Source organism: Pseudomonas retamae, assembly GCF_043496865.1.
Classification (GTDB): Bacteria; Pseudomonadota; Gammaproteobacteria; order Pseudomonadales; family Pseudomonadaceae; genus Aquipseudomonas; species Aquipseudomonas retamae.
In genome coordinates this window covers 469,194-481,603 of sequence record NZ_JBIEIL010000003.1, presented here as the reverse complement: position 1 = coordinate 481,603, position 12,410 = coordinate 469,194, and the positions used below count along the sequence as shown (strand labels likewise).

Below are 12,410 nucleotides of genomic sequence, written 5' to 3'. Positions count from 1 at the left end.
ATGTCCCGTCGCCTACCACCGTTGTATGCCCTGCGCGCATTCGAAGCGGCGGCGCGGCATAGCTCGTTCACCCGCGCAGCCGAAGAGCTGTCGATTACCCAGAGTGCAGTGAGTCGACATATCCGCACCCTCGAAGAGCACTTCGCCTGCCGGTTGTTTCAGCGCAGCGGGCGCAATCTGCAACTGACCGAAGCCGCACGGCTTTTATTGCCTGGCATTCGCGAGGGCTTCACCGCGCTGGAGCGCGCCTGCAATACCTTGCGCGCCGAGGACGACATTCTGCGCATGAAGGCGCCATCGACCCTGACCATGCGCTGGCTGCTGGCGCGCCTGAGTCGCTTCCGCCATCTGCAACCAGGCAACGAAGTGCAACTGACCAGTGCGTGGATGGACATCGATTCGGTGGATTTCAATGACGAACCGTTCGATTGCGCCGTGCTGCTGAGCGACGGCCATTTTCCGCCGGACTGGGAGGCCAGTCTGTTATTCGCCGAGGAGCTGATCCCGGTCGGGGCGCCCAATCTGCTCAACGATCAGCCGTGGGACGTGGCGCGTTTGGCCAGTACCGAATTGCTTCATCCGACCCCCGACCGTCGCGACTGGCGCAGTTGGCTGGAATGCATGGGGTTGTCGGACCAGGTGTCACTCAAGGGCGGGCAGGTGTTCGATACCCTGGAGCTGGGGATGATTGCAGCGGCGCGCGGCTACGGCGTGTCAATGGGGGATCTGTTGATGGTCGCCGAAGATGTCGCCCAGGGGCGCCTGAGCCTGCCGTGGCCGACGGCGGTCGCCAGTGGCCTGAATTATTACCTGGTGTGGCCGAAAACCCGTCCGGGAGGCGAACGTTTGCGCCGCCTCAGCGATTTTCTGCAAGGCGAAGTCCGCGCCATGGAACTGCCAGCTGTGGCGCGCTTGAGCTGAAACGTTGGAGCGGCCACAATGCAGGCCTTAAGCCATACCCACGTTGCGCGCTCAAGTATTCGGATTCACCGCCGACTATGAGCAAGTGGAACCGTCGTGCCGGTTCCGCGCTGCACCCCCATTATTAGAATATTTTTCCGGGCATTACCGCGATCAAGGAGGATTCGGTGGCTCGGCCAGGAGCTGTTCATGTCTCAACCTCGTGCTCGGATCGCCTCGCAGCTGGGCCTCGCCCTCGCCGTGATACTGGCGATTGTCATCAGCGGCAGTACGGTGTTCGCCCTGCGTTCGCTGGATTCTGCCAACCTCGCCACCCGTGAAGAGCATCTGGCCAGTGAGGCGCGGCTGCTGGCCGACCAGCTGAGCACGTTCCACGGCACGCTGCGCGAAAGCACCCTGCGCCTGAGCGGCTTGTTCGAAAAGCGTTTCGGCGGCGGCCTGAGCGTGCACCCTGACCAGCCCGTGACTGTGGCCGGCGTGCAGACCCCGGGCCTGCATCTGGGCAACGAAGTGCTGAACAACAACTTCAAGGAAGTCGACGAGTTCAAGCAGATGACCGCCGGTGTGGCCACGGTGTTCGTGCGCAGCGGCGAAGACTTCATTCGCGTCAGCACCAACGTCAGCAAGCAGGACGGCACCCGCGCCATCGGCACCGTGCTCGATCATGCCAACCCGGCTTACGCGAAGTTGATGGCGGGGCAGAGTTACGTCGGCCGCTCGCTGCTGTTCGAGCGCTATTACATGTCGCAGTACACGCCTGTGCGCGATGGCAGCGGCAAGATCATTGCTGTGCTGTACGTCGGCTTCGATTACACCGATGCGCAGAACGCCCAGTTCGCCAACCTCAAGCGCTTCCGCATCGGCCAGACCGGCTCGCTGGCCTTGCTCGACGAGCAGAACAAATGGCTGGTGCCGATCGCCGGTGTAGAGTCGCTGGACCAGGCAGTGCCAGCCATCAATGCACTGGTGAAAACCCCGGGCAAGGGTGAGTTCTGGAGCGACAAGGGCGAAGATTTCTACAGCATTGCCGTACCGTTCGAAGGCGGCCCGTGGTCGGTGGTGGCGAGCATGCCGAAAGCCGAGATTCGCGCGGTGACCTGGAGCGTCGGCACGCAACTGGCGATTGGCAGTCTGCTGGCGATGTTGCTGGCCGTCGGTTCGGTGGTCTGGCTGCTGCGCAGCAAACTGGCGCCGTTGAGTGATCTGGTGCGTCAGGCTGAAGCCTTGGGCGCGGGCGACTTGAGCGTACGTCTGAACGTGTCGAGCAACGATGAAATCGGTCAATTGTCGCGCGCGTTCAACCAGATGAGCCAGGCCCTGTCGACCATGGTCGAGCACATCCGCCGCTCTTCGGAAGAGGTCAACAGTCGCGCGCAGGCGTTGTCCGGTTTGTCCGGCGGTGCCTATGACGGCATGGAGCAGCAGTCCGGCGAAATCACCAGCATGGCCGGCGCGGTAGAAGAATTCAGCGCGACCTCGCTGAACATCGCCGACAACATGAGCGCCACCCAGCGTCTGGCCCAGGAAAACGCTCAGCAAACGCAGATCGGCCGCAGCTCGATGGAAGAAGCCTCGTCGTCGCTTGAGCAAATCGCAGGCGCTCTGAACAGCACCGCGACGGTGATCAACACCCTCGGTCAGCGTTCCCAGGAAATCGGCGGCATCGTCGGCGTGATCACCTCGATCGCCGAGCAGACCAACCTGTTGGCACTTAACGCTGCGATCGAAGCGGCACGTGCCGGTGAGCAAGGTCGCGGCTTTGCCGTGGTCGCCGACGAAGTGCGCAGCCTGGCCTCGCGTACTCGTCAGGCCACTGATGAAATCTCCAGCATGATCCACAGCATCCAGCAGGAAACCGGCAACGCGATCAGCACCATGGAGCAGGGCAACGTGCTGATGCAGGAAGGCCTGTCGCGCAACGCCAATGTCGCCTCGGCGCTGGCGCGGATCGATGAGCAGAGCCGTTCGGCAGGCCAGCAGTTTGCGGCGATCACTACGGCAACGCAGGAGCAGAGCAGCACCGCAACGTTGCTGAGCAGCAACCTTCAGAGCATTGCTCTGGCTAACAGCGAACAACGCGAAGTGGTTTCCAACCTCGCAGTGACGGCCAAAGAACTGGAGAAACTGGCGGCGGATCTGCGTTCCGAGGTTGATCGCTTTCGTTGATGTGCGCCTGAAATAGCTATCGCGAGCAGGCTCGTTCCAGAGTGTCCGGTCCAATCACAGGTTTTGTGAAGCCCGGGAACCGAAGTGGGAGTGAGCTGCTCGCGATTGAGGTACCTCGATCAATTACATTTGGCGCTACTGGATACTTCCTTGCTCGCCAGTTTCAGCTGCTTGGCGAGTTCCGCCGCGTTGGTGCTCGAATAAACCCGGCCCCCGGTGTTTTTTGCAATGCACTGCGAAGGTCCGCCGGCGCCGATGCTCACCACATTGACCCGTAACCGCGGTTGCTCCTGGGCGATGCGTCGGGACACTGCGCACACGTCCTTCTGGCAACCGTCCTCGCCGTCGATGAACATCACGATCACCGCGTCGTTGTTGCGCCCGTCAACCGTGCTCGCCGCCTTGGCCAGGCTATCGGCCAAGGGCGTGCCATTGTTGGGCACCAGCCCACGAATCCCGTTGATCAGGCGCTGACGGTCGCCGAACTTGAACACCCCTTGGTCAGGCGTGCTTTCGCAACCGGCGAAGGTGATCAGGCGTGTGTCGATCTTCGGATCCAGCGCGTTGATCATGCCGGCCAGCGAATCCTGCGCGACGTTCATGCGGCTCGGTTTTTCGAAGATTCGTATCGTGCGTTCCGGGTCGGTGTACTTGTTGAGGTTGTTGCCAAAGAACCAGTCTTCGTCAGCTTTCACCGCTTTGGTATTGAGCTCCATCGACCCCGAGGTATCGAGAACTACGACGAATTGCGGAACCACCACATTCGGTGCTTTTTTACGGCAAGCGAAATTGTCCAGTGTCGGGGGCGGGGCCACGACGACCGGTTTTGGCGGCGCAACAGGTGTTGGTTCCGGTACAGGTGCAGGCACGGGTTCTGGAGCAGGTTCCGGTTGCACGACGGGCTCGGGCACTGGCTCGACCGGTTGTACCACGGGGGCCATGACCGGTGCTGCCGGTGGCACTGCGACGACGACGGGCTCTCGGTGCAGGTACCACCACAACCACAGCGCCAGAAGCAGCAACAACAGCGCCAGCAAGGCGGCGGCAATCCACCAGCCACGGCGTGAGGGCGGTACGACTGGCGCCAATGGCACCGGCGGAACAACCGGCGGGACCGGCCTTGGCGGGCGCTGGTTCCAGCGCACCACCAGTGGCTCGCCGTTCAGGCTGTAGAGCTTGTCCAGCTCAGGGCTGCCCAACAGGCTGCGCAAATCATCGGCTACCGCAGGCTGACCGCGTTTATGCAGCTCGTCCGCGAGTTGTTCAAGCGAAGTCTGGCGCGTGTCATAGGTCTGCAGCAAACGACGCTGCGCGTCTTCATTGAGTTCGGCATAGGGCGTGGGTTGCCCGCCTAGTCCGGTCCACCATTCCAGCACCTCGCCACTGCCCATCCGGGGTATGGCGAAAAGGCTGGCGGCGGTAGGCGGAAAGTGTTTTTGAATGAGGGCGACTTTGGTCTGCAGCGCACTCATCCCCTCCGGTGTGGCGTGCGCATCCCTGATGACCCGCTGCATGACGACTATTCCTGAAAAAGCTGCAGGCCTTCAACGGAAGGCCTGCGGGGGTGAAAATTACTCTTCGTAACCGAGACTGAACTGCAACTGATTGACCTTCTTTTGCAGGACCTTGAGCTGCTCCTGCTTGGCGGCCAGCGTTGCCGGTGAGGTGCTCGCGATCGGCGCAGCCTGTGAGGTCTTGAGCTGCTGCTCCAGATCGGCGATCTGCTTCTGCACCTGGCCCTCATTGCCACGTCGCCCCTTGAGCGAAGTCAGCAGCTTGCCCAGTGACTGATTCAGCTCGGCCTGGGATTTCTGCTGACTGGCCAGGTCGGTGCGGGTGCTCAGTTGCTGCGCCTGGATGTTTTCGTAGACCTGGCGGAACATGGCGTTCTGCTGACGGGAATCGGCCAGCGCCGATTCCTTCTGCTTGACCTGATCACTGTAGCCACCGGAGTAGTCACAGCTCATCTTGGTCAGCATGCTGCTGTCGCGATTGCTTGCATCGCATTCGCCAGGCCGGGTTGCGCAGCCGCTCAAGGCGAGGACGGCGGTAAGGACCGCCAGCTGTTTTAGGGTCATGTGCTTAACCCAGGGTGATCGCAGAGCGCTGGCTGTAGAGACCGTCCACTTCCTTCTGCAGGGCGGCGACCTTTTCATTCATCTTCAGAATGTTGATGTCCACTTGCTTGATTTCCGCACCGGCGCCCTGTGCACGTTCAGCATCGGCCACTTTGGTGTACTCGGTGACTTTGGTGCGCATGTTGCCGAGGTCTTTGCGCAGGCGCGCGATGTTCTGGTCGATTTCGGCGATCTGCGCCTGGGCCTTGGCCTTGTCGACCTTCTTGTTGGCGACGTCTTTCTTGATCTGGGCGATACGCGCTTTGTCGTCGTTGATCACCTGTTGAGCGGTGGAGGTACGGGCGATGACGTTCTGCGTGTCTTGCTCGACATCGCTGTTCATCTTCGCCAGGCGCGTGGTGGTGTCTGCGTATTCGCTGCGACGCTGATCCAGATAATAGTTGGCGCCCATCGCCACACCGCAGGCGGTGATCCCGGCGGCAATGGCGCAAACGGCCTTGTTGCTGCTATTGGACAATGCGCAACCGAGAATACCGACGCCGGCACCCACGGCACACGCCTGGTATCCGGATTTGCTGAAAAATTGTGCGTCGCTGCCCTGCGTCAGACGAGGATCGGCGCCATCGCTGCCGCCAAGCATCGAGCTGCCGGTGTTGGCGCAGCCGGTGAGCAGCAGGCTGCCGGTGAGGACGAAAGCAATTTGTAGCTTGAAGCGAGTCCAGAGGCTGCGCGACATGGTGAAGCTCCTTGATGACAGTGTTGTGTGCGTTGTTATTGGGAAACGGTTTTGCAACTGCTCAGCCAAGCGTCGGTATCGATCTTCTGTTTTTGCAGAAAAGCCTTCTGATTCGCCCAGTGCGTACGCAAATAAGGTTTGAGGTCTTGCAGTTGTTTGTTGCGGGTGATGATTTCTTCCATCACCGGAACTTGTGCCTCAAGCAGCGGCTGGCCATATAGCGTCGCCGATTCCACCAGACTGCTGGCGTAGTAGCGGCTGAGTTTGTGCAGGCGATCCTTCTGTTCGTCGAGCTTGGCTTTGCGCATGTCGCAACTGGCGTCCTTGTCGGCGGACTCGCAGTTGAGCTTGAAATTCTTCTGCAGGAAGTCCACGTACTGACCGTCGTCGAGCATCTTGGTGCAGAGGAACGCACCGAGGTTGAGGCTGGCGCGAATCGCCTGATCGCGAGTTTCTTCCTGCTGCTGGTTACTGGCACGCAGCTGGTTTTCCAGGGCCTGGAGTTTTTCCTTGAGGGCTTTGTCTTCGACGCCCGAGGCGAGGGTGTTGAGAGACTGCACCGTGCCTTTATCCGCTGACGCGTTGTCTTTGCCGCCGGTGCCGAGGGTCTTCCAACTGCTCTCGATACTGGCCACGCGCTCACGCGAAGTCAGGGTCGGCGAGACCATGACCAGACGCAGGCCAGTGGTTTTGTTTTTCACTTGGCCATCGGCGTTGTAGTACGGCTCTTCCTTGCGCAGGGCGGTGCGCAGGTCGGCCTGGGCGGTCAGGTAGTTACCGCCGCGCACCACGTAGCCACCGGCCTGACCATGCTGGCGGTCGAGTTTGTTCAGGCGAAACGGTTCGAACATCATTTCGTCGGCATTGCCGAGCATGTCATGCAGGCCCAGCGGATTGGGTTTCTGCAGGCCACTCAATTGCAGTTTTCCGTTGGACGACTGCGCCCCGGCGAACCACTCGTAGACGTTGAGGCCCTCAGGCATGGGATAGCGCGTGTCGCGAAACTCTGCCGCACCGACCTCCAGACCGCCTCGAGCTGCAAATTCCCATTCGACTTCCGTCGGCAAGCGCAAAAAACCCAGCGCGCCATCTTCTTTCGGCAACTTGTCGGCGGCGTTCTTGCGCAACCACAGGTTGTAGCGGTCCGCGGCATCAATGGCCTGCACCCAGCTGACGGCGACTTGCGGCAGGCGCATTCTGGTTGCAGCGGTCGGGCATGCGTCCTCGGTGAGTGCGGCATATTGCAGCTGACTCATCTCGTACTTGGCCATCAGGTAATAACGTGACTTGTCTTTCTTGCCACCGGTGAAGCTGCCGGCAATGAAGGTCGGTCGGGTTTGCTCGACATAACCGTATTCGGCGCCGTCCTGACCGATATTGATGGGGTAGTCATCCAGCGGGCCGGCGACTGGAATGAACACCTTGCGAAACACCATCGAGCCTTCACAAGGCATCGGCAGCACGACATCGCTGGCCTCGGGCATCGGGTTGTAATACTTCTCTTCCCAGCCCGCCGCCGACGCATCGAGCAGGTAGCCGAGGCTTAAGGGCAACAGCAAGCCAAAATGTTTATAGCTCACGCAGACTCTCCGCAGGTTGGATACTGATGGCTCGCACGGCGCCGATCACGGCCACCAGTGCAGCGACCAGAAAGGTCAGGAGCAGGGCGGCGAAGCCGTGCCAGAAAGTGATGTGGCAAACGAACGTGCCGGTGGCCTGGCTGCTGCCGAGCAAGTAGTCGAACAAGTGGCTGCCGACTGCATAAAGCCCAAGACCGCCGAGATAACCGGCCAGCCCCAGAAGCAGCGCCTGGGTGATCACGAAACCACCGACTGCGGTACGGTTGAAACCCAGCAGCCGCAACACCGCGAGACTTTTGCGCTTGCGGTCAATGTTGGCCAGGAATGCCCCGACCATCGACGCCACGCAACCGATCAGCGCCGCCAGGGCAATCACGCCGAAGATCAAACCGAGCACGTGGTTGATGGCTTTGACGTTGTCGATGTCGGCCAGTCGGCTCGAGGTTTCGATGTGTTGCTCGTTGAGCCAGCGTTCCAGCGGTGCGACCTGATCAATGTCACGCGCATACAGCCGAGCACGGGCGTACAGCGGTTGCAGGTCGCCCTGCGGCTTGCCGGTCGGGATGCCGAACGCCGCCACCTGAAAGCCGTCGCGAAAGCGTTCGAGGTCCAGCAGCAACGACGGCGCGACAAACCCTGCGGCGCGGCCGAAACGCGCGCCATCGAGCACCGCGAGGACGCTCAGGCTGATTTCGCCGCGCTCGTTGACGCCTTCCAGCCGACGCAGCACCCGCAGTTGCACGCGGTCGCCGGCCTTGGCCTGTAAACGTTGTGCGGCGCGTGCGCTGAGAATCACTTGATTGTCGACCGGGTTGAGTCGCGGCAGGTTCAGCTGTGGATCGCCGGGTTCGGTGGCGATGATCTCCGCGCCCTCGACAAACCGTTGCATGCCCATCACCAAGTCGGCCTGGGTGTTGAGCGAGCGGGTCTGACCGAGGGCAAATGCGGTTTCCGGACGCTGACGCAGGCGTTCGATCCAGGCGCTGTCGTAGTTGCCGTTGCTGAGCATCTTCACTTCAAGATTGCGCGGATCACGCAACAGTTCTTCCTGCAACTGGCTGACCACGCCGTGCTTGAGCCCGAACAACAGCAGCAACGGCGCGATCACCGCCACCAGCGAGGCGGCGATACACAGCGACACCTTGCGATCATGCCAGAGGTCTTGCAGGGCCAAGAGGATCAGCAGGCGCAAGCGGTCAGTCCATTGGTTCAAACAAAGTCTCTCCCTCACGGCTGATCGCCCCGAAACGTGGCAAACCGAAATCCTTGAGCAAGGGCCAGTCGTGCGATACCACCAAAGCACTCAAGCCCATGCTCGACACCAGGCTCAGCAACAATTCGAACAGGCGTCGTGCGTTGTGCGGATCGAGGGCGGCGGTCGGCTCGTCGGCCAGCAGCAGCAGCGGCTCATGAGCAATTGCGCGCACGCAAGCGACCCGTTGACGCTCGCCGATCGACAAGGCTTGCGGTTTTTTCTCCAGCAGCCCTTGCAGGCGCAGCACCTCGACCGCGTGGTCCACATGCGCGCTTGTCAGCTGCATGCCCAGCAAGCGACGCGGCAGACAGATATTGTCGCGCACACTGAGAAATGGCAGTAAGCCGCCACTTTGCAAGATGAAACCCAGATCCCGCGAACGCACCGCCGCCAGCCCTGGCTGGTCATCGCTGGCCAGCAGGCGTGCAATGTCCTGTGCCGGTTGTGTGGCCGATAATGTTTTGCCCAGGCGAAAGCATTCGAGCTCGACCGGCTTCAGCAGCAGGCCGATGGCTTCGAGCAAGGTGCTTTTGCCGCTGCCGCTCTCACCGGTGATGGCAAGAATTTCCCCGGCACCGAGCTGCAACTGTGGCAGACGCACGTGATGCGCCAGTGCGCCTTCACCGCGGCGCACCAGCAGATTTTTAATATCGAGCATCGGCGTCTCGTCAGGGCATCATTTCCAGAGGAACGGGGTAAACGTTGTCCCGCGCGTCGCTGTCCTTGGCCAGCGCTACCCAACGGTCGACGTCAGCGTTGTAGCGCTGGTAATGACGCAGTTTGGTGTTAAGCGTGCGGATGAATTTTTCCTGTGCCAGACCGTCCCAGCTCTTCCACGTTTCTTCGTCGAGATTGAGCACTTCGCTCTGATAAGGCAGGTCTTCGAGGTACTCGCCAAATACGCCCATGTCGGCCAGCCTGGCGTCGCCGTTCTGCTTGAGCTGGTTCGGGTCGGCACCCATGGTCGCGGCGACCGAGCGCAGGCGATCAAACATTTCCGTCGGCGAAATCAGACCTTCGTTGGCCGCGTCGAGGATCTGCTTCATGACATCGCTCAAGTCGCTGAGCTGGGATTTGGTCAGCAGCACGCGCACGTCGGTGGTCGGGATGTTCTGCTTGATCAGGTCACGGTCGGTGATCCAGGCCTTGAATACCGGTGGCGCCTTGCTGTTGGTCTTCTCGCCCAGATACGCCAGTTGCATCGCATGGCCGATCAGTGCTGCATCGTCGAGCATCTTCTTCTCGGCCGGATCCTGCCTGGCGTTCACCGCGCTACCGATGGCATCTTCGCCCATGTAGGCGGCCTTGACCTGCGAAGTGATGGCGGTGGCGAGGGTGTCGACCTTGCGTCCGAACTCCTGAACATCGCCAGCGTTCACCGGGTAATACAGTGAGGTGTTGGTGCCCGGATAAGTCGACAGGTTCTGGTACTGCCCCTCGGCTTTGGCGTGGTCCTTGATGCCCGCCGGGGTCTTCAGATGCAGGGTGTAGATCGCCACGCCCGGATTGGCGGCTTCGAGGCGCACCTGTGCCGCGCTCAAACCGGTTTTCGACAGTTTGTCGTCGCCTTCGATGGCGCCGGCATCGGTGATCAGAATCACGTACCGCGCGCCAAACTGGCTCCAGTCGACCTTGTCGATACTGTGCATCACACCGGCATAGGCATCTTCGTCAAAGCTGCTGCTGGAGACCTTGGCTTGCTTGAGGTCGGCCACCTTGGCGAGGAAATCTGCGCTGTCCTTCACCTTGGTCGGGTCAGCGTACATTTTGGTGGTGTATTCCAGCCCCGGCACCGCATCGGTGCTGGAACGGAACGCAACAAGGCCGAACTTCACTTGTTTGCCGAGGTTCTGCGATTCGATCTGCTGATAGACCTTGCGGATCGCCTCGCGGGTGCGGTCGATGTACGGGTCCATCGAAATCGTCGAGTCGATGACGAACACCACGGCGGCACTGAATTCCTTCAGTTGGCTGCTGGCCTTGTCCTCGGCTTCCTTGCCGCCGGACGCGCCCTCAGCGGCTGCGCCTTTGGCGTCTTTGTGCTCGGCTTTGCTCACCGATGCGACATTGAGCAAGCGCGTGCGAAAGCCCGCCTCGGTCATGACTTCTTCGCCGCTGAGTACCGGTAGCAGGTAAAACTGCTTTTGCAGGTCGACGAAATATTCAGGTTCTTCGGCAAGCACGCCGGGGGCCTGTTTGCCTTTTTTCAGAGTCGCTCGCAGCGGAGCGACTTTGCTCACCGGGTCCGGCGCATCGAGAATCCCTTCAACCGTGGCGCGTTCTTTGAAAAACAGCAGGCGGTCGCGGTTGGCCGGGTTGGTGAAAGCCAGAGTCAGCTGCATTTTCCAGTCGGTGGTGCAACTGGCAGGCAGCCAGCCGATGGTGTTGCCGTAACTGTCGGGGCCTACTTTCAGCCATTCAGCGTCGCTCGCCTGGGCGCGCTCGTACACATAGAAGCGGCTGAACACCGGTTGCTCCTCGCCTGCCGCGCCACCGGCCGTCGGGCTGATTTTGCAGCCAGGGGTGGTCAGTACACGCTGGAACAAGGTTTTTTTGCCGGCCTGGATCAATGGCTTTTCATTCGCCGTTGCCAGCGGACCGACGCACAGTGCCAACAGCGCAGCGGCGCTCAACAGAAAACGATTCACGGAGGTACGCATCACTTCTGCAGCTCCTCGAAACGCTGCCTGGCTTCGGCGTTGTTCGGGTCTTGAGTCAGGATCGTTTCGTACCAGTAGGCGGCGGTGGCGTTATCCGCCGCCGGGAAACAATCGCTGGCTTGCAAGTACTTCGGATCGTATTCATGGGCGTAGGCGTTGGCGATCAGTGCGTCACCGGCCTGGGCGCGGTTGGCGTACAGGCGCTGGGCGACGCCACAGTGTTTGCCGGCCTTGGCCTGATTGATGATTTCCAGCAGTCTGGCACTGTCCGGGGCCGCCTTGATGCAGGTCTGGACGAACGTCAGCTCGGGCAGGCTGTTCATGCTTTCCACGGTGCAGGCTTCGGCATCGGCTGTCGGGGTCGCGGCGACTGCCGGTGCGGCAGGTGCCGGAGCGCGTTTAATCAGCCAGAAGCCGACCGCTGCGGCGATCAGCAGCAACACCACGATGAGCAAACCGATCAGGCCTTTGTTGCTCTTCTTCGCCGGCGCCGGCGGCGGGGTATAAACAGGCTCCGCAGCGAGCGGCTCCGGTTCGGCTGGTGCTTCTGTCTCAGGCAGCACCAGCTCTGGCAGTTCGGGAATCTGCGCTTGCGGAGCAATCGGTGTACTCAGTTGAGCTGCACCGTAAGTCGAGCGCGTTTCCCCGCCAGCCGTGGAAGGCAGCAGTCCCATGCCCGGACGAACCACGCCGACATCGCTTTGTCCCGGACCCTGCTCGCGCAGTTCGATGCGATATTGCGAATTGGCGCCGCCTTCCAGCAACGGATCGACCACTTCCGGCCCGACTTGCGCCTCAAGCGCTTCACCGCTGGCAGCAACGCTGAATCGCGACACCTGAAACCAGAACGGATTGTTGCTCCAGACTTGTCCTTCCTGAAGATAAAAATGGTCCTGGTTGCGCTGAATGGAAAATTCCAGGTGCTCTTCAGCGCCTTGCCATTTCTTCACAGTGAGGCAGGCCTGACCGGGTAAATTGGGCTCTAACGCGAGCAGGTCGACACGAATTGGCATG

General features: G+C 60.9%; 9 protein-coding genes and 1 pseudogene. 2 read left to right on the top strand and 8 right to left on the bottom strand.

All coding sequences use genetic code 11. From position 1 onward, the window contains the following. Both ACGSLL_RS07360 and ACGSLL_RS07355 read left to right on the top strand, forming a co-directional pair. Nucleotides 1-921, top strand: a complete 921-nt coding sequence (locus ACGSLL_RS07360; RefSeq protein WP_203419982.1) for a LysR substrate-binding domain-containing protein — start codon at nucleotides 1-3, stop codon at nucleotides 919-921. Nucleotides 922-1,110: 189 nt separating this feature from the next. Next, on the top strand, nucleotides 1,111-3,087 hold the full coding sequence (locus ACGSLL_RS07355) for a methyl-accepting chemotaxis protein (protein ID WP_394504506.1): 1,977 nt from the start codon (nucleotides 1,111-1,113) through the stop codon (nucleotides 3,085-3,087). A 119-nt stretch (nucleotides 3,088-3,206) separates the two neighbouring features. On the opposite strand, the gene ACGSLL_RS07350 is transcribed toward ACGSLL_RS07355, so the two are convergent. The 8 genes and pseudogenes from ACGSLL_RS07350 to ACGSLL_RS07315 all read right to left on the bottom strand — a co-directional run bounded on the left by ACGSLL_RS07350 (nucleotide 3,207) and on the right by ACGSLL_RS07315 (nucleotide 12,409). Then, complete coding sequence (locus ACGSLL_RS07350; protein ID WP_394504504.1) at nucleotides 3,207-4,601, bottom strand: VWA domain-containing protein; 1,395 nt, start codon at nucleotides 4,599-4,601, stop codon at nucleotides 3,207-3,209. Nucleotides 4,602-4,658: 57 nt separating this feature from the next. After that, on the bottom strand, nucleotides 4,659-5,165 hold the full coding sequence (locus tag ACGSLL_RS07345) for a hypothetical protein (RefSeq protein WP_394504502.1): 507 nt from the start codon (nucleotides 5,163-5,165) through the stop codon (nucleotides 4,659-4,661). A 4-nt stretch (nucleotides 5,166-5,169) separates the two neighbouring features. After that, the gene (locus ACGSLL_RS07340) at nucleotides 5,170-5,901 is read right to left on the bottom strand and encodes a hypothetical protein (protein ID WP_394504500.1); all 732 of its coding nucleotides are present in this window, start codon (nucleotides 5,899-5,901) and stop codon (nucleotides 5,170-5,172) included. A 35-nt stretch (nucleotides 5,902-5,936) separates the two neighbouring features. Next, the gene (locus ACGSLL_RS07335) at nucleotides 5,937-7,481 is read right to left on the bottom strand and encodes an SUMF1/EgtB/PvdO family nonheme iron enzyme (protein WP_394504497.1); all 1,545 of its coding nucleotides are present in this window, start codon (nucleotides 7,479-7,481) and stop codon (nucleotides 5,937-5,939) included. After that, nucleotides 7,471-8,694, bottom strand: a complete 1,224-nt coding sequence (locus tag ACGSLL_RS07330) for an ABC transporter permease (protein WP_394504495.1) — start codon at nucleotides 8,692-8,694, stop codon at nucleotides 7,471-7,473. The genes ACGSLL_RS07335 and ACGSLL_RS07330 overlap by 11 nt, the downstream gene beginning before the upstream one ends. Continuing rightward, nucleotides 8,678-9,319: pseudogene (locus ACGSLL_RS07325) on the bottom strand (ABC transporter ATP-binding protein); the annotation flags it as partial. The pseudogene ACGSLL_RS07325 and the gene ACGSLL_RS07330, both read right to left, overlap by 17 nt. 85 nt (nucleotides 9,320-9,404) lie before the next feature. Beyond that, entirely contained in the window at nucleotides 9,405-11,396 is a 1,992-nt protein-coding gene (locus tag ACGSLL_RS07320; RefSeq protein WP_394505005.1) for a vWA domain-containing protein, read from the bottom strand. Then, nucleotides 11,396-12,409, bottom strand: coding sequence for a hypothetical protein (locus ACGSLL_RS07315; protein WP_394504493.1), 1,014 nt, complete (start codon nucleotides 12,407-12,409; stop codon nucleotides 11,396-11,398). The genes ACGSLL_RS07320 and ACGSLL_RS07315 overlap by 1 nt, the downstream gene beginning before the upstream one ends. Nucleotide 12,410 lies beyond the last annotated feature (1 nt).